The following is a 21,225-nucleotide window of genomic DNA, read 5'->3' as shown; positions in this document are numbered from 1 at the left end:
CAACTTTTGTCAGCGCGAACGATTTGGAATGATTGAACGCGTCACTCAACATATGGACGAACAAAACGTGAAGGATTGGCGCATCGTAAGCATGCGGAGGATATAATTGAACATAGATCGTATTGACTCATCTACATATATACATACTATAAGGAGAACAAAATGAAATTTATCTACTTAGCCTTCCCTTTGGCCATCCTGCTGATGGCCGGTTGTACCAGCGAAGACACCCCTTCTACAATTGAGAAAGCAGAGGAGCCTGCTACTCAGACAGAAGAAGTCGTCGAGACGACTGAAACGAGCACAGACGACGCAAATACGGAGACGACTGCCGAAGAGCCTGCAGAAGCCGAGGAAACGGTCACAAATTCGGATAACAATCAATTCTCCGGCTATAAACTGATCAATGTTGACGGTGGGGATTTGTCCGGGTACCGTGAGGCGAACGTCGTCGTCGATATCGGATATGGGAATCGCGAGTATTGGGCGTTCACGAACGAACATGGACAGCTTGTGAGGGTGGTGGCTGAAGAACTCATCCTGCAAGATGATGACACGGAGGACGTGACCTCGGATGGCCGCTACTATCATGACGAAGCGAAGGTTCCTGGCGTAGAACACAGTAATCTCGATGAGGGGCATGTCATCGCGGACTCACTCGGGGGCGTCTCGAATGCCTACAACATCACACCACAGGATAGCACGCTCAATCGATACGGGGACCAGGCCTATATGGAGGACGTTATCCGTAAGGCCGGTGGCGCGACCGACTTCGAGGCGATCATAACATATCCGGATACGAAAACTCATATCCCGTCACACTATGAGTACAGCTACACTGTCAGAGGAAATGTCGTTACCGATTCCTTCGACAACGTCAACCCGGATGAGGTGAACGAAGCGCTCGGCCTCACAGAAAGTGAGCCGGAACCCGTAGCTGTGCCCGAGGCCACAGGCGATGTCTCGAGCGTAGATACGAATGGAAACGGTCAGGTGACAATCCAAGAGGCGAAAGACGCCGGTTTCACGATGCCGATCATGAGCGACCATTGGCTTTATCCTTATATGCGCGATAACGACAATGACGGAATGGTCGGAGAATAACTTCCGATGCTAATTAATAAAAGGAGAACTGTAAATAGGAGGATAGCACTTTTTGGTGTTATCCTCCTATTCGTTCAGTTATTTTGTTGAATCAACTGACGACCGAGGAGTGTCTCGACAAGCAGCACTGTGTCAAAGGTCGCGCCATAGTCGACTTGCTCGAAGTCTGTGTGCTCGTCACGATAACCGATGGATAGATTCACAGAGGGGATGCCGAATTCGGCAAAAATTTTTGCGTCACTCAATCCCCCGTTACGCGTCGCCTTCCAGTCATCCATCCCGGCCAATTGACCTGCGACTTCAAATAGTTCTCCATAAGTTTCTTCACAAAAATCGAATACGCCTCGGCATCCTGTGACAATGTCACGCGTCCCACGTCGGTCGAATACGATGGCTGCGTCCACATCACAGATAAAGTGTCGATCGATGGCACGAGACCCGCATAGACCGACCTCTTCCTTGACCGTGAACGCGACCTTGATGGTCCCGCTAAAATCCGTTCCAGGTAAACGTTCAAGGAGTTCCAAAATAGCAGCGATACCTGCACGGTCATCCGCCCCGAGAATCCCTTCCGAACTCGTCAGGATAGTCCCTTCTTGCTGAATCACGCGTCCTCTAGCGATGCGCTCGAACGTGTCCATATGCGCCGACAGGAGGATTGTCGGTCCTTCTCCATAACGAACGCTCGCCAGTAAATTGCCCGTCTCATCCACTTGTTGTTCGTCCGTAAGTTTTCTCAAGCTCGATGCGAGCCGTCGACGAACTTGATGTTCCCGTCCACTCTCACCAGCCACCTCGAGCCATTGGAACAGACGGTGTTTGAAACGTTCCAACTCAAACAGCCGGACATATCCTTCATCGCTCGACGCCTTGAACAGCGTTTCCGCGATATCTAGCAGTTCGTTTTGTTCCGCTTGACTGTAGTCGAAGATGACTTGATGTCCACGAAAACCTTTAAGAAAACGAATACGGACCGCCGAATCAGAAGGGATACAAAAACTTAACATGTCCATTTGTCTTTTAGTCAAAGCCCCATCCATTTCAACGTACGCCCGACCTTCTCCATGTCCATCACAGCACATTCTCGTCATCATCCCTAATTCGTTCATCCAGCGGACGATGCCACGGATATAAGGGTCAAACGCATAGTAAGGTAATTCTTCAGTCTTCGGATTGAACAATTGTTCCTGACCGATAGAATTCCAAGGTCCTTCCTCGTTCTGAAAGTCCTCAATGTACGCTGCGATTTGTTCGTCCTTAACCTGTTCGCCCGCGATTCGTTTCTGGATAGAATAACTTAATTCGTTCAGCACCTTATTCGTTTCATTCATCCATTCTTTCAATCCGTGTCTTGCCATCATCTCTGCTTGGTTCATCATCATCCAGCTCCTTCTCTTTTGATGAGCCAAATATATCAACAGCGATGTGACAGCTTGTCACATCGCTCGAAAAGACACTATGATAAGAAAAACAGGTGCTAAGGAGAGGTTCATTGATGGAGTCCGGCGGTTATATGGAAGAGTCGATGTTAAGACGACGTTTACAGGAAGGAGCATCGAGAGAAGAAAAAATTCAAATCAAGAAAAGTTTAGTGTCCCTTTATATACGTCAGGCAGAGTATTTTAAACTATCCGATCAACCTGACTTCAAGACAGCGAAAAAAATACTTGAAAAAGCCATTCGATTGGCACCTCAAAACCCACTCGCACATTACCGCCTCGGCTACATCCATTACAGGGACGAGGCGTATGCAACTGCGTCCCATCATTTTAATATCGCGCTTGACGGGACAACGACCGAATCATTAAGTGAGGTCCAGATGACGCTTGCCCATATGTTCTTAGTGAATTGCGGCATCCATATCGCAAGAGAGTCGCTTCGTGAGGTGGAAGGTCTGGAAGACATGTTAGATTCGGGGGACGAGAAAGAAAAAATCCATCGCTATCGTGCCGAGCTGCTCGTTCAAGAGGAACAGGCCTTCGACCGCCTCTACTATCGTAAAATTCAGAGTGGTGAAGAGAAAATCATCAACGAGACCGCATTCCAGGATTACGCTCCGAGTCAGGGCGAAATGGTGTTGAAGAGCTCAGAGGAAGGGAAATATGTCCTGTCCCACTTGTCGAAACCGATTGAGCTGAACATGAACCACTTCTACTTACTGTTCCTGTTATCGACACGGACCCGTTCGACATATCAATCACTACAAGCACAGCTCACGGAACTCATCGGTGAAGAGGTTTCCTATGACAACCTCCGACAATCTCTCCCCCGCCTCAAAAAGAAGCTGCCTGCTTTTGATACCATCTTCAACACGATTCCCACGACAGACCAAGAAGGAAGTCGAATCAACGCCTTTGAGTTGAGCGATGAATGGACTGTCACCATTCTATGTCGTGCGGATGACTTTCTTAAGAATGAAGTCTGAGCGTCACAAATAAAGTTATCGACATTTCATACAACGGAAATTGTAAAAGGCGTATTCTCCTCGACACGGAGAATACGCCTTTTCGTTATAATCTCTTAGGTTTCCTCTGCACTTTATCTTGAAATTCAAAATGTGCTTAGAGACACCCTGATCACAGACTCTTTCGAATAGCACCGGTGCCCGACTGTGCAAATGAAAAGAGCTTGAACTGTGAAAGACATTGGGAGTATTCTCTTACTCGGGATATGGCTGGGAGTCTGTTTGATAACATGGCAACCTTTTTCCCAACAGTTCACTACATCAAAAAGACATTTTTCGTATCGAAGAATGTCTTTTCTCATTTGTTCACATGATCCGTTGACTGTGTTAGAGAATAAAACGGCTATTAGAGGTAGAAGGAGTCAGACCTTTTGATAGATAGGACAGATTTTTATGTATTGGGACGTCTTCTCTGAAATTCATTGTACACCGCATCGCCCGCTCGATAGCCGATAGTGTCTAGGACCATCAGAGTGGCTCCGTCGACTTTCTTCGGTAGATAGATGATCCGGATGCCGGCACGAAGTATCTTAATATAGACATAATCCGAATACTTCCCGTGGATAGGATTTGCAGTCCCGTCTGGGGGCGCGAAGATGCCTTGACGGATTTGACGTTCGATATAGCCAGCAATCTCTTTATGGCGTCTTTCACGATAGAAATGATCGAGGTCACCTTCTGAGAAAGAGGTGACCTCGATGGTTACATCGTAATGAACTTTCATTTGCTCGAAGAATGTGAACCAGAACTTCTGTGCCTTGGCAATCATCGAAGGTCGCCCTCCTCTTCTTGAAGGGCAATCGGTATATAGACATCATCTTCATCGAGATCGACGCCCGGGACGTCTTTTAACGCGTAAGACTTGGATCCCAGCTCTTGACGACGTTCGAACTCATGGAAGACGGACGCATCGATGAATTTGTTAAACCGCTCCTCAAGGGCCATCAAACGTTCCGCGTTTGCGACAGACATGAGAACAATCTCTTCCTCTTCTCGAGGACTTCTCACCACAAAGACTTGTGAAGGATCATTCTGGATCGCGACTTTGACACGGGTGAATCCATCCTTACGCTTCAAGTCTGTAGGGGTGAGCGTATTGCGATGTTCGATAATCATTGAATTTCCCCCTTTTAAAGCGTCACTTTAAGCGTCACTTTTAATGTACCTTGATTGTAACATGAATAATCGGGTCTAGCAAAGAAGACCTGCCGAGGAGGACGAGCGATTCTCACCCCTTAATTTTGGTGACTATGCTGTCCATAAATGCCAGTCAGCCGTATCTGGTGCTGAAACTTTTATCTGCTACCAGATTCATCTTTATACATTCCCGAACGCTTTCTCAACCTGACATGCTCGATCAACGCCTGCATGATCTGTTCTTCTTTGATGCCAAAATCCTGATCGAACGGCACCCGCTCTCCTTCGAAAAGAAACGCATCGACCAAGTAGAGGACCCGTGGTTTTTTACGTGGGGCGCTGTCTTTCAGACATCGTTCCCAGACAAACTTCTCGAACTCTTTCGTATGGCCCCTATGCTCGATCGCATGTCGTACCATCGTCCGTGTGATATCAAGATGACCCTCCCATAGCCAGCGTCCGGCCACTTGGTGCCACATCTCGATGCGCCCCTGCTCCTTGATTGCTTCTACATCGACTTCGACGTGATACGGGGTCTCTTCCTCATTCTTGACGACATCCCGAACGTCTCCCGTCACCGACTCTGGATACATCTCCCAACCGTCAGGCATCCGCTCTTTGATGAACTGCTCGAGGGCCGCCTCACTGATTCGATAGCCTTTTTTACGCGACTCGAGCGGTTCTGCCTGGATCAAGCCTTTTCGTACCCAGTTTCGGACCGTCTCCTTATGGCTTGTGAGCTTGTTCTTCGATAGGATTTCAAAAGCCTCGTCAATCGTATACATGGTAAGCCTCCTTTTAACACAATGATGATTTTATTAAATAATACCATAGTCATTGCATTAAAAGTGAGAGGAACATTTCATAGGATGAATACATTTGTCTCATGCTTAGGAAAACATATGGGACATTAAAACCATATTACCTCCGTACAATGAATCAACAAAAACAAAAATCCACCACATCATACCTATATCCGAGTCAAGAACAGTACAACTATTTGCTCAATATTGTTCTCCTCTTTTACAAGAAGGAGGTTGTGCAAAATTCAAAAATCATTATTATTTAGATATAACAGTAAAATCAGGAAAATACGAAAGGATGTAATCATGAAGACCAAGTTCAAGAAAATCCTCAAATACTTTTTGATGGCTGTAGGTGTTTTGGCCATCGCTATCGGCGGTTTGATTTACTATGAGACAAGGAACGGGATGTATGGAACCGTTTATATCGCTGAAGATAATTTGATCAATACATATGAAGGGGGCCAAAGTGTAGAAGCCGGGGGTGTCCAATATAAACCAACTGATATCGAGACGGTTGTCTACAAGGGAAAGAAGGTGCTGCGCCTCGAACTCGTCGTGAAACTCATCGACACCGACTCTGAGTTCATCTTTGACCCGAAAGATTTGACGCTACATAATGGATTGGATTACTATCCGGAACTCCTCAAGGACGAAGAGAACCTGGAGGTGGTATCCCTTCCATATTGGGGCGACGAAAAACGTTACGTCATGTTCGAAGCGCCAGATGAATATGCGGGCAGTGCCTACGTTTTAGAGATTAAAAACGAAAATTATCCTACAGGGAACATTAGCTATGTGCTCAAATTGGATGCGGAAGAGGATGACTGAGGTCCTCTTCTTTTTTGTGTCTGAGAATAGACATTTTCTTTTCAAAGAAAATCAGAAAGGAGCGGTCAGTTCAACAACATCCATTTTATCGGATACGGGTTCTAGATTCAGGCGAGAGCAGCGCGAGTGGCCAAAGAAAACGCACGTTTTTCCGCCTTCAGTCACCATAATACTCATATGCCAACAAACTCAATCCCACATATCTCGCATACGTATCCTCAGACACCTCATATGCTTCTACATCATCCTTCCAATATTCTCTAGACGAGAACCCATACTCTCTAGACGAAAACAACACATACTTCCCATCTTCAGAAATAATCGTATCATATTCTCCGATCAGCTTTGTTCCCTCTTCGAGCAAAAACGTTTCAAGAGAATCTGAACCAGATTCCTCAAACCGCTTCTTATACTCCACCTTATAGCTATCGATTAGTTCATTCAAATTCAACATAACCATCTCCTTCTATACAAGATAAGTTTGACCAACTTCGACCAGTGGATTTCCCCCCTCGACAGTGCCAATTCGTTACGCTCTCGAGCGTGTCGGGGCGTCTCTTGTTCCCGCAACGGACGGTACCGTCAGCCTGTCCCCTTGGAGTACTCGCAGAGAACAAGATATTGAAGCGTCAATCCGTCCTCACACTCAAGACATTTCCTAAACGAGTGTACAAAACAGGCATAACGACATGGCGCAGGGAGATGTACGAGGACGATGTTCTTGTTACGCTACCCCTTATCTCTTCCACCACTTTTCTAACCGAGTTAACGGATTCATCCTATCCCGCGTGCCGTATGACCGATAGGATTGAGGACAATGTCAAGTGAGGCTCATCTATTTTACGGATCAGATAAAACCAGAGGTTTACTTTTTCCCGCGCGGCGCTCGGTGAACGTTTTCGATGACTTGATATCGCCTGCCTCGAAACTACAAGTGCACGATATCGATTCAACTCCTGTCATGCTTTTCTATCGCTCTTGGAAGACACGTTCATGTTTCACTGAAAAGGTGACCTACAATCTCCAATCAGGGTCATCGAATAACCCGACATCAGATCCTCCAATCATCCCTTCCCTCGATGAGTCCATTTGGTGGGGAACAGTACGTTTGGTCAATTTGATTACTTCTTTGGTGGCCGGTCGAAACAGTTCAGGTGATAGTTCGCCTCGGAGATAAAGCGGATGTTTCGGGTATCTCCCGCAATTCGTCACTTCGATCGCATACAGGTCTACAAATGAGAGCAGTTCAAGGACTTCATCGATTCGCCCTTGCGCAAATGTTTTTTTCCCCCATGCGACGATGACCCGTTCAGACCGATGGGCCGCATCCAACACGTACTTGTCATTTTCTGGACCCACTGCATCTACCTGACCCTTCAATTCTTTTGGATCCGTCGAGATGTAGGCGAACAGATTGACGACCTTGATCCCGTCGTACCCCCAATGCTTGGCATATGAGATGCAACGCTGCAAGGTCCGATCATCCTGACCTTGGTTTCCTTGGCTCGGGTTCAGCATGACGAACGTGACCAGCCGCCTCCCGTTTCCCCACTTGCAAGTGAATTGATAACGATATTGATCCGTCTCATCGATGACAGCCTTCACATCATATTGTCTGTCCCATGGTCTGAACATCTGTCCCGCCTCCATTCGTTTGATGTCTCAATTATACAAGGTTTCCTAAGAAGATCTCTGTAGAATTAAATATCAGGTGAATCCCTTTCAAGGCCTCCTATCTGGTTTTCCCAACACCGTCTCGCTGTAGATGACGACATGATGTGAACAAGAGATCTACACCATTTCGATGACACAAAAAAACTACAGGGATGAACCCTGCAGTCTGATTATTCTGAGGTAGATTTTTGCTTTTGCTTATACTCACGCAGACGACGGAAGAAGGTCGCTTGTTTGATGACATCCTTCCCCTTCTCGTCCTTCCCATATGATTTGACCAGCTCTGGAAAAGTCACCTCACCGTTTGATTCGATATACTCTTTGACGGCCTTGTCATAGACCTCTCTATTCGCTTTGGGACGACCGAATTTCACACCGCTCTCTTTAGCACGCTCGATGGCAGGTTTGGTACGCTCTACAATAAAGTTTCGTTCCATCTCTGAAAACATCTTAAACACAGAGAGCATGGCTTTTGACATCACTGAATCTAGCGAAGTGTCAATCTCATCATCAATCGATTTGATGTGGACACCTTTTGAATCAATTCGTTCAATTGTGTTGACTACTTGTGACACAGATCGCCCTAGCCGATCCAATTGCTTCACCATGATCATATCTCCAGCTTTGACTTCTTGAAGAAGTTGATGCAATTGACTCTGTGCTTCATTTGTTACTGGTCGGATATCCGCAAAAATATTGCGTTCTTCGACATCATTTTCTTTAAGCAAACTAATTTGAGCATCCAAATCTTATTTTACGACAGAAACGCGTACATAACCATAAATTTTCCCCATACCTCAAACTCCTTCAACTTTACATATCTATAAAAATTATTTTATCAAAATATATAATAATGTCACTTTCATCATACGGTTTGCCTAACAATCTTTCTTAATACCTCATTTGAACACGGGTCTTATAATTGACTTGTGTTTCCTCTGAAACGCAATTACTTTGACATTAATTCATCGAACGGTTTCAATAAAAAAATTTAATAAATTAAATAAATGTTCATTTTCTATAATATAATTACTTTGTCGGCAATTATTAACAAAGTCGTCACTCAGCAAGTTCAACAAAAATTTAATCACTTTGAATAGGGGGTTCTATGGATCAACGTATTCTAGTTCGTGACATGGAAGTTAACGGCATGGACGCTGCAGCATTTTCATCTTTCGTCTCTTATCTGTCAGCGTTTGTAGTGAGAGACCCAAGCCTTACTCTCGAAGGATTTAATGGTGACATCGCTGATTTCTCTGATCCAATGAATTTTTTTGAGTTGAGAGCAATACTCGAGCTTCATTTTATGAGTAGACTTCATATTTTAAAGCAATATGTATTAACTTCTAAAAAACGAGACTCTCACATCCTGTTAAATTACTCAGACAGTGGTCTTTACATCGAACATTTATGCGGCTCTAAAGACCTGTTTGAGGATATTATCAATTCGAAAAAATCTTGGGGCGTATTTAATGTCTCTATTGTTTAGTTGATATTAAAGGAGGAAATTTTAATGACTTCAAATGATGAATTACTACAAAAAATGTTTGCCCACATGCAGAAGCAGAACTTTAAAACGGAAGTCACAGTCACTTCTACTGAATCAAATACATTTTATCGAAGAGAATTAGTAAATTTCCTTCAGTTCCTTCAAAATGATGTACTTCGTGAAGACAAGCCATACTTAAAACTTCGAAGCTATGATCAAGTCATGGGCCATCTAGATACAATTATTGGATCAGCAAATGGACAAAGCCCTGAATTGATAGATTTTATTAATAGTAACGATCGTTTTCATTTAGTTAAAGACACAGGAGAATATCCGGAAGAACTGTATTATAATATGCCTCAGCTCGAAATGACTTTTGTACGAGAAGGTTTGTATATTACTAAAGGTACATCGAATGATAATTTTGAACTTTTTGATAAATTGGCAAAGTGTTCTTCTAATTCAAAATATAATTTTCTAATTGAATAGTTTATTGAAAATCTACATGTACTGAGACGTGTTTCATTTATTTAGACATCTAGACTACTTATAAGGTTACTTTTTACTGACGTGCTCATCCAAAACTGGGCACGTCATTTCATGATGCTCTTTAAGATGTGCATCCTTTACGTATAATTGAGACTTAACAATTCTTCTACTTTAACTCCTAACTTTTTCGTTGTATTAAAGTAAGGTGGTACCTTAATCAATTTCAAATTGATCAGACATCAGTGAATGGGGCTTCCAAACAAAAACACCATTCGGCTGAATGGTGTTCCTTGCGTGGCGTTAGACACGACCACGCTCTTGATTTTGACGTTGTCCTTACGCCCCGTGCCTCCCGTCAGAAAGGGCCAGGAACATAGAGATGCGTTTTAAAGCAGCTCTTGTTATCGGGCCGTCAGGGGGGCAGCGGTGCGATGAGCGACTTCGCCACAAGGCGTTAGACGCTCACGCATGAGCCCGGATCACCATTCCGTCTCCCATGCCCCGTCGTCAGAGACTCCCCAATCCTCGAACCGATACTTGATGAGCCAATGGACATGCATCACCTCATATTCGAATACACCTTTGGATAGCTCTGAGACGACGAAGCTGACGTCCCCATCCGCCACCATCCATGTCCCATATAGATACATTTTCTTGATCGGACGCTCTTCCGCATCCAGATAGATCACCACGCGAAAGTAAGGCGAGTTCCGTCCTTCATCGAACCGGACGACCTTCTCGACGCAATGTTCCTTGTCGACGACACGCATCCACTCGGGATGTTCCATCAGTTCCGAGAACACGGTCTGGACGAACGGATCCAACCCTTCGAACGCATAGTCATCAAGCAGCTCCTCGTCCATCACGCCTCCCCCCTTCCGCTTCGCTATAGAACGATTCCCCCTCCAGAGCCAGTTCAGTCCTTGTTCATGAGCCTACAGAAATGAAGACTTTTAAAAAAATGTATACACATATACATGTATACACGTATACAAATCTACATGTATACAATGACTCCTTTTTCTTATGTACGACGATTTCGTCGAATCATATTGGTATTGAAAAAGACGCTGAGGTGGGTCAAGCGTTCCCCTTCCTTCACATCACAAAGAAGATCCATGCTCACAAGTTTTAAGTCGTCAAAATCTTCTTGAAGTCGATCAGGAAGGCGTCGAAGCAATACCTCCGTCATCTCGTCCATCGTCTGTTGATCTAGTTGGAAATTATCCATTTGAAGCATCCTCTCCTGTTGATAGACTCATGATACCTCGCATCCAAGCAGGCAACATCTCGCCTAATTGTACGTAAGCCCTGGTGTTGTTTCAAACAAGCCCTAGGGCTTGTTTCGAAAACATGGTCATTTTCTATAAACAAACCCTGTTTTCACTTCTGCCATTTCATCAAACAACCTTCTTACGAGACAGACCAAAACAACGTCCAATCTTCACACACGAATCATCTCGTTTTCGTCATGCGAAAACGACCCTTTTCCCGGATCCCGCTCTATGGATCCAGGCGAGAGCAACGCGAGTCGCCCATCCCATCAAAGAAAAACGTACGTTTTTCTTCCTTGTCCTTACCGGACGGACCGGGACCGGTCCCCCGGCCCCACTCCATTCTTTTCAACCCATGTAACCCCGCTGTTTCATGCTGACGTACGACTCGTCCGCCCCGAGGATGAGATGGTCGAGCACCGGGATGCCGATGAGGTCTCCCGCTTCATGTAACCGTTCGGAGACGAGGATGTCCTCCCGGCTCGGTGTCGGGTCCCCGCTCGGATGTTGGTGACAGACGATGAGGCACGAGGCATTGTTCAGGATGGCGCATTTGAAGACTTCCCGTGGGTGGACGACACTCGAGTTGACGCTCCCGACATGCGCCCGGTGGACGCCTATGACCCGGTTCTTCGTGTTGAGCATGATGACGAGGAACACCTCACGGTCGTCATCCCCGATGAACGATGACCCGATTTGGCGGGCGCTGTCCGGCGAATGGATGATGGCATGCTCGAGGGCGACCATCTCCTCGCGAACCTCTTGTTTGATACGGATGACCTCGATGATGGCGGATAGTTCCATGATGATTTGTCCCCTTTCGGATAAGCTGGCCTCAGAACGAACACCGTTGTGCGTCCTGTTGACGGAAACGAAGCGAGCGTTGGGAGACGGTGCAAGGGCGACCGCAGGGAGAGCCTCAAAAAAATGCGTAGAGCGCACATAGGTCCTGGCTTCCGTAGCCAACGAGCGAAAAGCCTCGCTTTGAGCCTAAAGCGAAGGAAGACGGACCGAAGGGCGCGTCATTTTTTTGACGTCCCTTGCACCGACGACCAGCGAGCTAGAGTACGGAAACAGGACGCACGGATCACCGATCACGAAAAAGGCTGTTCAAAAAAGAGAAAATGGGTATAAAATAAGAACAAACGTTCGTTTTATGGAAAGGAGGAATTTTGATGACGATGTATCGAGACCGGGGTGAGCTGAAATGGATCCCATTCCTCATGCCAGAGCACAAGGCGTTATTGACGAAGTATTATAAAGAAATCCAAAAGATTGAGATGCCCGATGTCGATGATCAGGTCTTATCGGTCTATGAGAATGTGCTGAATGACGCGATCTTCAGCGGAGATTTGGTAGTGGTGAAATATGTGGAGGAGCGGGAGATGAAACGATTCAAGGGGTTCGTGCACCGGACGAACTACATGGAGCGGACCGTCGAACTGGCCAATCAGCGGGACGGGATCATCCATGTACCGTTCGAGGCCATCATTCACGTGGAACAATCGATGGACTAACGCCCTGGCGGTTGTTCGAAGTCTGCGTCACGAAACGAAGTGTCGCTTCTCGACTTTTAATTTAGGAACATTATAAAACTCTATGTGGGCTATGCTTATCTATACAATATTTTAGAAAAGATAGGTCCATCAACCTTGTCTGTCGAATTATGATATTATCAGAAATGAATTCTTAAAAGAAATGGTGATAAAGCGATATGATAGATAAAAACAGTCTGGCCGAATTAATAGAGCATTTAGGTTATTACGATATTAACAATGGGATTTTCGAGAAAAAGTTCAACCAAAATTCAAGTCAAGAATTTTCAATTAAAGTTGATATGCGAAACGAAAGATTTATATATCCTACTGGAATTGAAATACATAGACAGACAACCACAAACTTTTCTAGTCCTGAAAATTTCGTGGTTTTTGAAATACTTAATCGTTTATTCGAACTCGGTTACGCTCCTCATAACATCGAAATCGAAATGTTGGTTAGAGTCGGAAGGGGTAAAGGAAACGTCACCGCCTGGGCAGATGTACTGATAAAGGATAACACTGGACAATATTATGCAATTATTGAAGCAAAAACATATGGCAAAGAATTTAATAACGCTTGGAAAAAAACGTTGAATGACGGTTATCAATTGTTTTCTTATGTTGATCAAATTAGAAGTAACAATAATATCCCTTACGGCATTTTATATGCTTCTGATTTTAAAGATAATGCAATTATAAGAAAATACCATTTACTCACCTTCAAAGATAACGAAGAATTTTTAAAAGAACAGAAGAATAAGGATCGGAAATTATATATTAATTCAAGTAATGAAAGAGAGCTTTATGAAGTATGGAAAGAAACTTACGACTTGGATTATAGTCCGATAGGAATGTTTGAAGATAATTTAAAACCATTTGAAATCAAAGAAAAGCAATTTACTATTGAAGATATTTATAACAATTCTTTAGACACTGATGGCTTAATTCATCAATTCCGTACAATTTTAAGACAACACAACGTTTCAGGACGTGAAAATGCTTTTGATCGTTTGCTAAACTTACTACTTGCTAAATTAGTCGACGAAAAACAAAGTGAAAAGTTTAATAAACCTCTCGATTTTTATTGGCGTGGTATAGCGTTTGATGAAAAAAAAGCATTAGTTGATCGTCTACAACGTTTGTATCGCGATGGAATGAAAGATTATCTAAAAGAAGATGTCACTTACATTGATAAAAATGACGTGGATAACGCTTTTTCTCTTTTTAAAAATGATAAGGATGCAACAAGAGATTTAATTCAAAACTACTTTGAAGAATTGAAATTTTATACAGACAATTTTTTTGCTTTTATTGATGTATATAATGAAGAATTATTCGATAAAAATTTTGAGATTTTAAGTTCTATTGTAAGGCTTTTTCAAAATGTATCCCTTACGAATACAGAACAGCATCAATTTTTAGGAGATTTATTCGAAAAACTATTAGATCAAGGTATTAAACAGTCAGAAGGACAATTTTTCACACCACTTCCTATCGTAAGGTTTTTAGTTAGTTCACTTCCTATTGAAAATATGATTGCATCCGGTAAAATTCCTAAAGTGATTGATTACGCTAGCGGGTCAGGACATTTTTTAACTGAATATGCGAGCCAAATATCAAGATTAGTCCCAGCTGAAAATCACCCTTCTTATTTTGAAAATATATATGGAATTGAAAAAGAAAGTCGTCTTGCTAAAGTTTCAAAAGTTTCTGCATTGATGTATGGTGCAGGAGAAACTCAAATTTTTTTCCATGATGCGCTTTCAAAATTTGAAGAGGTAGAAGATAATTCATTTGACGTTGTTATTGCAAATCCTCCTTACTCAGTTACTGGTTTCTTAGAAACCCTTTCAGAAGAAGACAGAAAAAATTATGATTCAACAAAATACGTAAGTAACATCTCAACTAATAAAGCAATTGAAGTATTTTTTTTAGAACGCGCAAAACAGTTATTGAAACCTAATGGAGTAGCTGCAATTGTATTACCTTCTTCAATTCTTCAAAAAAATGAGAGTGTCTACTACAATATTAGAAAACAACTGTTGGAATGCTTTGATATTATTGCAATTTTTGAAGCAGGAACAGGAACATTTGGTAAAACAGGAACAAAGACCAATACTCTTTTCTTACGTAAAAAGTTAAACAATGTGAATTTGTTAAATCATTACACAAATCGTGTGGATTCTTGGTATAAAGATGATTTTAATAAAGATGAGATTTTTGATGACGCTGACAAATTAGAATCGTTCGCTAATTTAATCGAAAAATCCGTGGAAGATGTTTTAGCTAATGAAAGTCTCAAAGAGCGACTAATATGTTATTTACTTGCAGAAAACCAAGTTAACCATGTCCAAATTATTCAAACACCAAATAATGCAGAAATTAAGAAATTTTTAGGGTATGAATGGAGTGACCGAAAAGGTTCTGAAGGAATCAAATATCTTAGTAGAGATGTTCAAACGATAGACACACCGTTATACAACCCTGACGATTATGACGACAACTTAAAAGTCAACAAAGCCATTAGACAAAATTTCTTGAATGATGCTATTGAAAATGAAAATATAAAAACCGCCAAATTATCGAACATGATAAGTTGGAGTGATGAAACTTTTGACTTAACTATAAATATAAATAAAGCTCAACGATCTATTGCTATTGATTTACAACATGGAGAAAAGTTAGTATCACTTGGTGATAGTAACTTGTTTGAGTTGAATATAGGACAGCGCATTACTAATAACCAACTTGTTGAGGGAGGCGAAATCCCTGTATACTCTGCCAATGTAAGAAAACCATTTGGCTTTATCAATGAAAAGTTGATTGAAGATTTCTCTAAGCCATCTGTTATTTGGGGGATTGACGGGGATTGGCAGGTCGGTTACATAAATGAGAACGTAGAGTTCTACCCTACTGACCATCTTGGATATTTACGTGTTAAAACAGAAGAAATTTTGCCGAGATATATTGTTTCTTTAATCGAACAACAGGGAGTTTATCTTGGATTCTCAAGGTCGAACCGTGCCTCTTTACAACAAATGAAAAAAATACAAATTGTGATTCCTCTTTTAGAAGAACAAAAACGCGTTGTAGCCGAAATTGAGCGTATTGAATACGAACAACAAAAAGCAAAAGAAGAAATAAATAATTTAAAAGCAAATATCACTGAAACTCTTTTAACAATCAGTGGTGAAAAGTACAGTTTAAACAGATTCTTCCAATACTCTAATAATAAAGTACTCTCTTCGACTATTACGTATAAAAATTATGTGGGTGTGGATAATCTTATCAAAAATTTAGGAGGTAAAATTGACTCAACTATACTCCCTACTACTAAAACGGTAAATAAATACGTAGATGGAGATATTTTATTATCCAATATTAGACCTTATCTTATGAAAGCCTGGCTTGCTGATAGTGAGGGCGGTGCCTCAAATGATGTTTTAGTTTTGCATAAAACAAGTGACGAAATCAATACTAAATTTGTATATTATCAACTTGCTAGAAAAGAGTTTTTTGATTATGAAATGTTAGCTACTACAGGCATGAAAATGCCCCGTGGAGACAAAAATCATATTATGAATTATCAAATAATTGTTCCGGATGTATCTGTTCAGAACGATTTTATTAATCAAGTTGAGTTGATTGAACAACAAATAATTGATTTGAAAATCCTTGTACAGAGACTTAATGAGGAAAAAAAACAGTTATTTAATTAAAAGACAACTAAAAATACAGAACCACAAAGACATTAATCGTCCCCTGGAACAAATAATGCTAAATGAACATTTTGATATTTCCCGCCCTCTGCTTCTAACTTGTGAGAAGATTAAAAGACGACTCCGGAATAATTCTAGAGTCGTCTTTTTTAAAATTATACTCTCCTTGTTTCAGTTAAATAGCACGCTTATAAATACATAACGGTACTGAGGCGGCTTCATCAAGATTAACGTGGTCGGTGCAGGCATAACTATCATGGTGAGTAACAAACTAAATTCATTGATCATCGATTGCTTTTAGAAATTCTGAAGTACCTAAACGCATATAATATGTTCATCTTAATTCTTGAATAAGTGGAGTAATATATTCTTCCATTGTCTTACGCCATTCACGTTTCATTTCGGGCCCATACTTCAAAGGAAGTGCACCGGGGTTAACTTCCTTATATTTAATAAAATTCTTACTATTGATAATGCCCGCAATATTCGGAATAAATTCTGAACCTATATGATATTGGACCGCTGAAATATGAAGCTCTCGTTCATCAACAAACCAAGCTTTGGAGAAATCGAGAATTCTTTTTTCGTATTCTCGACTAAAATATTCGCGCTTAAGTGCAAATATTTCATTTTCTTTGACGTCTCCGCTGTCAATTGAATTCAACATGGAACGATATACTTCCTTGACGACCTCTGGTTTGTTCAACTTCTGGAGTGCTTTTTCGATTTCAACGCGTATGCCAACATTATGCGCTGAATAGGTGTCGAGCAATTTATCGATATAGCTCGAGTCGACGTCATAAAGTGTAGTGACATTGTCACCATAGAATTCAATCTCCGAGAAGTCGATTGGTTTGTTCGGGTCAATCGTATTTGGATCATCAATCAACGAACCCTTGACAGTTTGATAGCTACCGATGAAGTCTTCAATCGTCTTAACTTGTTCCTGAAGCACCTTTGATTGTTCCATATCGTCGTTATACTCGTCGTAGGTAATAAGTGCCTCGAAAGCATTGCTGAGTTCTTGAAACGCCTTCACGAATTCAATTTGATCATCTAGTGTTGAGTGCTCATCGATCTCGCCAGGCTCCATTGCCAACAAGCGCAGTGCCTTATAGGCTTTGTTGAATCGCTTCTTCGACTCCTCATACGTCGGATAAACGAGGCTCGAATCATCGTTATCATTCGAATAGAGGCGGGTCGCATCCTGGACGTTCTTCTCCATGAGGGCCGGTTTCCGGAACGTGACGATCAACCCTTTCGTCTTGCCCGGGAAGGTCCGGTTCGTCCGGGAGAACGCCTGGATCAGGTTCGCATAGCTCAGGTTCCGGTCGACGAAGAGCGTCTGGATGGTCGGCGCATCGAAACCGGTGAGCAGTCGGTCGACGACGATGACCAGATCGATTTGGTTCCCGAACTCCTTGAACTCCGCCTTTTTGCGCGCGATACGGTTGTTGATGTCCCCGTTGTAGCGCTCGATGTCCTCGATCGACCACGCCGTCCCGTAATATGCGTTATAGTCGCGGATGACCTGTCGCATCTCGTCCTCGACCTGTTTCGAGTTGTCCTCGTTCTCCTGCATCGAGTACGTGATGGCGATGCGTGGGAAGTCCGGGTCCTCGATGGTACGTCCCTTCCGGATCGGGTGTCCCGCGAACTCGTTCGTCATCCAGTCCGGGTCTTGCTTCATCGTTTGGATGGCCTGATAATACCGTTTCGCCATCGCGATCGAGCTCGTCGTCAGGATGGCCGACTTCTGTGGGCGACCGTTCTTGAAGTCGAACTTCGTGTAGGCATTGTCCGGGCGGAACATTTTATGGATGACCTTCTGGATATGCTCGTCCCGCTCGTACAGGTCGTTCGGGATATGCTTCTCCTTCTCCATCGCGTCCATTCGGTCGATGAGCTCGTTCAACTCGTTGTCGGAAAGGTCGGCATGCCTCTCGTCCTGACGTAGGATGCTGAAGATGCGGTTGTTCAGCGAGGTCGGTTCGATCGTGTCCTCATGCTCGACCTGGAAACCGAGCACGGCCCCGTCTTCGAGCGCATTCTTGATCGTATACGAATGGAGCAGCTCCCCATATTGGTCACGGGTCGTACGGGCGAGCTGCCCTTGCGCCTGCTTCTTGTTCTCATTGAAAATTGGTGTGCCGGTGAACCCGAACCAGGTCGAGTTCGGGAAGAAGCCTTTGATGGCCTCCATCCCTTCGGCACTAAGCGCACGGTGACACTCATCGACGACGAAGACGATATGTTGCCCGATGAGTTTTTGGAAGCGATGTGTGCCCTTCTCCTCTTCCTGCTTCTGTGCGATCCGGAGCGCCGCCTCGAGCTTCTGACGCGTCGTGATAATGACCGTGTTCGAGTTCGTGTCGGACAGGAGCGTCTCGCTCAGCTTCTTGGAGCTCGACGTCCCGACGATCAGACTGTTGGCTAATGCGTTCCCCGATGAGATGCCCGTATTGAACTCTGAGGCGAACTTCGTGAACTCGCTCGTCGTCTGACTGTCGAGGTCCTTACGGTCGATCAACATGATGGTTCGGTCGACCCCAGGCTTCCGGGCGAGAAGTTTCGTCGATACAAAACTCGTCAAGGTCTTCCCGGATCCAGTCGCATGCCAAACGAAGCCAGACTCATGTTTCATCGCAGACGTGAACAGCGCCTCGATGGCATGGATCTGATACGGGTGCAAGACCATGAGCGCTTTGTTGTCCTGGTCCTCGCTGACGATGGTGTAGTTCGCAATCAAGCGGTGCGCGTCCGGGATGTTCAACATCTGTTTCACAAACTCGTACAGGTTGTCGACTTTCCGGTTCTCGGTCGTGCGCCAGCTGAAGACGAACTTCCGGTGCATGTCCTTCGGGAGCGCGTTCGCGAAATAGCGCGTCGTCTGTTCGTTCGAGATGACGAAGAGCTGGAGCGTCGAGAAGATGTTGTTGCGGAACAGGCCTTCCTCGGCGTACTTCTTGATTTGGTTATGAGCCTGATACACCCCGTCCTTCGCCGTCACTTTCTTCAATTCAATCTGAACGATCGGGAGGCCGTTGATGAGGAGTGTCACATCGAAACGACGGTCACGCCCGCCCTCGTCCACCTTCTGTTTGGCAATCTGGTGGACGACCTCATACGTCGAGATCCCGCCTCCGATGTCCTGGTTAGAGTAGAGGATGAGCGACATCGAGCCGAGTGAGGCATCCTCCCGCTCGATGGTGATACGCGCGATACCGTTCTCCCCTTTCAGCCAACGTGCCGCGTCGAACGGTGTCTGCGTCTTCGAGAGGAGCTCAGTCTTGATGGTGTCGAACTCCTTGTCCGTGATCGGATGTTCACCGATTTCAGACAGGTTGTTGCGCGTGATCTTATGACGGAGGTTGTCCCAGAGGTCCGCCTCCGATTTCAAATCCGCTCGATAGTTCCATTGGTTGTGCCCTTCCCCGAGTACCTCGATCAGTCGATGTTCGACTGCGAGCTCATCACTATGTGTCGTCTTCACCACGATTCCTCTTTTCATTTCATTAGATTATACGAACATCTTTTGAAGGAAGCCTTTCTTCGTTTCTTTTAAAGCCTCGATTTCTTTTTCCTTCAGCTCGATGACCTCATCCAGTTGTCGGAAGAACTCACCGATTTTGATTTGTTCTTCCATAGAAGGAATTAAAATTGGCATTTCCCCTAGTTTTTTCCCTGTGATCTCTAAGAACGTTGATCCTGATGCGTTTTTTAACGCATAATTTTTTATTTTTTTGCTCATTGAGTAAAGGAAGTAAACATCGCAATTGTCTTGAACTACTAATGATTGAAAACCTTGATTTGTACATCCATCCTTTTTCAAAATTGCTGTATCTCCAATTCCTGCTCTCGAAGTAAATAAGATAGTTTTATTTGCAGGTAATATTTTTGCTGAACTTTTATCTAAACCTAATTGAGTAATTTTTCGTACACTTCCAAAAACATAAATACTTTTACCGATTTCGGTAGGAGAATACCAATCAATTTCACCTTCCCAGTATGTAGGTTCTTTTGTATCTGGTGTTCCTCCACTGATAATACTAGCCACGTTATTTAATTTTATGTTCTGCCATTCTGATTTAAACTCAGGAAAACGTAGTTCTGGAATAGATTCCCCATTTCGAGGGAACATCTTTTGCAAAAAACCTTGTTTAGTTTTTTTTAGTGCTTCAAATTCATGCTGATGAAGAGAAATCGTATCGTCTATTCTTTTAAAGAATGAACCAATTTTCTTTTGTTCTTCAAATGACGGCACAAAAAAACATGTCATTGAAACTGTATTCCAATCCGACCTTGGCATCTTAGTTCCTGTCGATAAATTTGCCGCCTTTTGGAATTTATTCGTTTGAATTAAGTAATATATGAAATTTGAATCGTTTTCCGTCTTAAAAACCCAGAAGTCCCCTAAAGCAACGCCCGCAAAATTAGGTAGCAGCCAGTTTTTTAAATAAGGGCGCAACTTTCCAAACAAAATGAATCCGGGTTCAAAAAGAACTCCTCTTCTGCTATCAAATTTATTAGATATGTCTTTATTTAACTTTCCTTCTCCCGCAACAATATCCTCAAATTCTATTTTAGGGAGCGTAGGATCACTCGATTGTGTTGATACTCTATTTACTAAGGATAGAAATTTTTTTTCCTCCCATTCCTCGACATGATTATTAAAACCAAAAAATGGTCTATTTGACATATAC

The 21,225-nt window shown here is 43.4% G+C and carries 19 protein-coding genes; 7 read left to right on the top strand and 12 right to left on the bottom strand.

The window, feature by feature from the left end; all coding sequences use genetic code 11:
- Window positions 1-162 precede the first annotated feature (162 nt).
- Window positions 163-1,104: a DNA/RNA non-specific endonuclease gene (locus tag KNP78_RS10140; protein ID WP_214824027.1), complete on the top strand. Its 942-nt coding sequence runs from the start codon at window positions 163-165 to the stop codon at window positions 1,102-1,104.
- Window positions 1,105-1,178: 74 nt separating this feature from the next.
- Here KNP78_RS10140 and KNP78_RS10135 read toward each other — a convergent pair whose 3' ends face one another.
- Window positions 1,179-2,483, bottom strand: coding sequence for a M28 family peptidase (locus tag KNP78_RS10135; RefSeq protein WP_214824025.1), 1,305 nt, complete (start codon window positions 2,481-2,483; stop codon window positions 1,179-1,181).
- Between the two features lie 116 nt (window positions 2,484-2,599).
- Between KNP78_RS10135 and KNP78_RS10130 the strand changes: the two genes are divergently transcribed.
- Window positions 2,600-3,529, top strand: coding sequence for a tetratricopeptide repeat protein (locus tag KNP78_RS10130; protein ID WP_214824024.1), 930 nt, complete (start codon window positions 2,600-2,602; stop codon window positions 3,527-3,529).
- A 430-nt stretch (window positions 3,530-3,959) separates the two neighbouring features.
- Here the strand turns inward: KNP78_RS10130 and KNP78_RS10125 are convergent, their stop codons facing one another.
- The 3 genes from KNP78_RS10125 to KNP78_RS10115 all read right to left on the bottom strand — a co-directional run bounded on the left by KNP78_RS10125 (window position 3,960) and on the right by KNP78_RS10115 (window position 5,490).
- Window positions 3,960-4,337: a hypothetical protein gene (locus KNP78_RS10125; RefSeq protein ID WP_214824023.1), complete on the bottom strand. Its 378-nt coding sequence runs from the start codon at window positions 4,335-4,337 to the stop codon at window positions 3,960-3,962.
- Entirely contained in the window at window positions 4,334-4,684 is a 351-nt protein-coding gene (locus KNP78_RS10120) for a hypothetical protein (protein WP_214824022.1), read from the bottom strand. Before KNP78_RS10120 ends, KNP78_RS10125 begins: the two co-directional genes overlap by 4 nt.
- 179 nt (window positions 4,685-4,863) lie before the next feature.
- Window positions 4,864-5,490, bottom strand: a complete 627-nt coding sequence (locus KNP78_RS10115) for a helix-turn-helix domain-containing protein (protein WP_214824021.1) — start codon at window positions 5,488-5,490, stop codon at window positions 4,864-4,866.
- Between the two features lie 324 nt (window positions 5,491-5,814).
- On the opposite strand from KNP78_RS10115, the gene KNP78_RS10110 reads away from it, so the two are divergent.
- A complete protein-coding gene (locus KNP78_RS10110; protein WP_214824020.1) occupies window positions 5,815-6,339 on the top strand; it encodes a hypothetical protein in 525 nt (174 codons plus the stop codon).
- A gap of 157 nt (window positions 6,340-6,496) precedes the next feature.
- On the opposite strand, the gene KNP78_RS10105 is transcribed toward KNP78_RS10110, so the two are convergent.
- The 3 genes from KNP78_RS10105 to KNP78_RS10095 all read right to left on the bottom strand — a co-directional run bounded on the left by KNP78_RS10105 (window position 6,497) and on the right by KNP78_RS10095 (window position 8,759).
- A complete protein-coding gene (locus KNP78_RS10105; RefSeq protein WP_214824019.1) occupies window positions 6,497-6,790 on the bottom strand; it encodes a hypothetical protein in 294 nt (97 codons plus the stop codon).
- Window positions 6,791-7,353: 563 nt separating this feature from the next.
- Window positions 7,354-7,974: a DUF1643 domain-containing protein gene (locus KNP78_RS10100; protein ID WP_214824016.1), complete on the bottom strand. Its 621-nt coding sequence runs from the start codon at window positions 7,972-7,974 to the stop codon at window positions 7,354-7,356.
- 209 nt (window positions 7,975-8,183) lie between these two features.
- Window positions 8,184-8,759 carry a recombinase family protein gene (locus tag KNP78_RS10095; protein WP_256440876.1) on the bottom strand — a complete coding sequence of 192 codons (576 nt, stop codon included), beginning with the start codon at window positions 8,757-8,759 and terminating at the stop codon, window positions 8,184-8,186.
- A 362-nt stretch (window positions 8,760-9,121) separates the two neighbouring features.
- On the opposite strand from KNP78_RS10095, the gene KNP78_RS10090 reads away from it, so the two are divergent.
- Window positions 9,122-9,502, top strand: coding sequence for a hypothetical protein (locus tag KNP78_RS10090; protein WP_214824012.1), 381 nt, complete (start codon window positions 9,122-9,124; stop codon window positions 9,500-9,502).
- Between the two features lie 24 nt (window positions 9,503-9,526).
- Complete coding sequence (locus KNP78_RS10085) at window positions 9,527-9,991, top strand: hypothetical protein (RefSeq protein WP_214824010.1); 465 nt, start codon at window positions 9,527-9,529, stop codon at window positions 9,989-9,991.
- 479 nt (window positions 9,992-10,470) lie between these two features.
- Here the strand turns inward: KNP78_RS10085 and KNP78_RS10080 are convergent, their stop codons facing one another.
- From KNP78_RS10080 to KNP78_RS10070, 3 genes are all read right to left on the bottom strand, one after another.
- Window positions 10,471-10,854 carry a hypothetical protein gene (locus tag KNP78_RS10080; protein ID WP_214824007.1) on the bottom strand — a complete coding sequence of 128 codons (384 nt, stop codon included), beginning with the start codon at window positions 10,852-10,854 and terminating at the stop codon, window positions 10,471-10,473.
- A gap of 161 nt (window positions 10,855-11,015) precedes the next feature.
- Window positions 11,016-11,222, bottom strand: a complete 207-nt coding sequence (locus KNP78_RS10075) for a hypothetical protein (protein WP_214824006.1) — start codon at window positions 11,220-11,222, stop codon at window positions 11,016-11,018.
- Window positions 11,223-11,613: 391 nt separating this feature from the next.
- Window positions 11,614-12,069 (bottom strand): JAB domain-containing protein, encoded by a 456-nt coding sequence (locus KNP78_RS10070; protein WP_034799670.1) that lies wholly within the window; start codon window positions 12,067-12,069, stop codon window positions 11,614-11,616.
- Window positions 12,070-12,440: 371 nt separating this feature from the next.
- Here KNP78_RS10070 and KNP78_RS10065 point away from each other — a divergent pair, with 371 nt between their 5' ends.
- Complete coding sequence (locus KNP78_RS10065) at window positions 12,441-12,782, top strand: YolD-like family protein (protein ID WP_251128526.1); 342 nt, start codon at window positions 12,441-12,443, stop codon at window positions 12,780-12,782.
- A 197-nt stretch (window positions 12,783-12,979) separates the two neighbouring features.
- On the top strand, window positions 12,980-16,522 hold the full coding sequence (locus KNP78_RS10060; protein ID WP_214824004.1) for an N-6 DNA methylase: 3,543 nt from the start codon (window positions 12,980-12,982) through the stop codon (window positions 16,520-16,522).
- A 334-nt stretch (window positions 16,523-16,856) separates the two neighbouring features.
- Here the strand turns inward: KNP78_RS10060 and KNP78_RS10055 are convergent, their stop codons facing one another.
- Together KNP78_RS10055 and KNP78_RS10050 are read right to left on the bottom strand one after the other, a co-directional pair.
- Window positions 16,857-20,015 (bottom strand): type I restriction endonuclease subunit R, encoded by a 3,159-nt coding sequence (locus KNP78_RS10055; protein ID WP_371819212.1) that lies wholly within the window; start codon window positions 20,013-20,015, stop codon window positions 16,857-16,859.
- Window positions 20,016-20,042: 27 nt separating this feature from the next.
- Window positions 20,043-21,221 carry a restriction endonuclease subunit S gene (locus tag KNP78_RS10050; RefSeq protein WP_214823996.1) on the bottom strand — a complete coding sequence of 393 codons (1,179 nt, stop codon included), beginning with the start codon at window positions 21,219-21,221 and terminating at the stop codon, window positions 20,043-20,045.
- Window positions 21,222-21,225 lie beyond the last annotated feature (4 nt).

Source organism: Exiguobacterium sp. s28 (assembly GCF_018618135.1).
In the GTDB taxonomy this organism is placed as follows: domain Bacteria; phylum Bacillota; class Bacilli; order Exiguobacteriales; family Exiguobacteriaceae; genus Exiguobacterium; species Exiguobacterium mexicanum_A.
Note: the sequence above shows the minus strand (reverse complement) of the source record. Positions and strands in the feature narration are given on the sequence as shown.

What these genes read in the sequence shown, in the direction of transcription:
- KNP78_RS10140 (WP_214824027.1), top strand. Translation starts at nt 163, where the DNA reads ATGAAATTTATCTACTTAGCCTTCCCTTTGGCCATCCTGCTGATGGCC.
- KNP78_RS10135 (WP_214824025.1), bottom strand. Translation starts at nt 2,483, where the DNA reads ATGATGAACCAAGCAGAGATGATGGCAAGACACGGATTGAAAGAATGG.
- KNP78_RS10130 (WP_214824024.1), top strand. Translation starts at nt 2,600, where the DNA reads ATGGAGTCCGGCGGTTATATGGAAGAGTCGATGTTAAGACGACGTTTA.
- KNP78_RS10125 (WP_214824023.1), bottom strand. Translation starts at nt 4,337, where the DNA reads ATGATTGCCAAGGCACAGAAGTTCTGGTTCACATTCTTCGAGCAAATG.
- KNP78_RS10120 (WP_214824022.1), bottom strand. Translation starts at nt 4,684, where the DNA reads ATGATTATCGAACATCGCAATACGCTCACCCCTACAGACTTGAAGCGT.
- KNP78_RS10115 (WP_214824021.1), bottom strand. Translation starts at nt 5,490, where the DNA reads ATGTATACGATTGACGAGGCTTTTGAAATCCTATCGAAGAACAAGCTC.
- KNP78_RS10110 (WP_214824020.1), top strand. Translation starts at nt 5,815, where the DNA reads ATGAAGACCAAGTTCAAGAAAATCCTCAAATACTTTTTGATGGCTGTA.
- KNP78_RS10100 (WP_214824016.1), bottom strand. Translation starts at nt 7,974, where the DNA reads ATGTTCAGACCATGGGACAGACAATATGATGTGAAGGCTGTCATCGAT.
- KNP78_RS10090 (WP_214824012.1), top strand. Translation starts at nt 9,122, where the DNA reads ATGGATCAACGTATTCTAGTTCGTGACATGGAAGTTAACGGCATGGAC.
- KNP78_RS10085 (WP_214824010.1), top strand. Translation starts at nt 9,527, where the DNA reads ATGACTTCAAATGATGAATTACTACAAAAAATGTTTGCCCACATGCAG.
- KNP78_RS10080 (WP_214824007.1), bottom strand. Translation starts at nt 10,854, where the DNA reads ATGGACGAGGAGCTGCTTGATGACTATGCGTTCGAAGGGTTGGATCCG.
- KNP78_RS10075 (WP_214824006.1), bottom strand. Translation starts at nt 11,222, where the DNA reads ATGGATAATTTCCAACTAGATCAACAGACGATGGACGAGATGACGGAG.
- KNP78_RS10070 (WP_034799670.1), bottom strand. Translation starts at nt 12,069, where the DNA reads ATGGAACTATCCGCCATCATCGAGGTCATCCGTATCAAACAAGAGGTT.
- KNP78_RS10065 (WP_251128526.1), top strand. Translation starts at nt 12,441, where the DNA reads ATGACGATGTATCGAGACCGGGGTGAGCTGAAATGGATCCCATTCCTC.
- KNP78_RS10060 (WP_214824004.1), top strand. Translation starts at nt 12,980, where the DNA reads ATGATAGATAAAAACAGTCTGGCCGAATTAATAGAGCATTTAGGTTAT.
- KNP78_RS10050 (WP_214823996.1), bottom strand. Translation starts at nt 21,221, where the DNA reads ATGTCAAATAGACCATTTTTTGGTTTTAATAATCATGTCGAGGAATGG.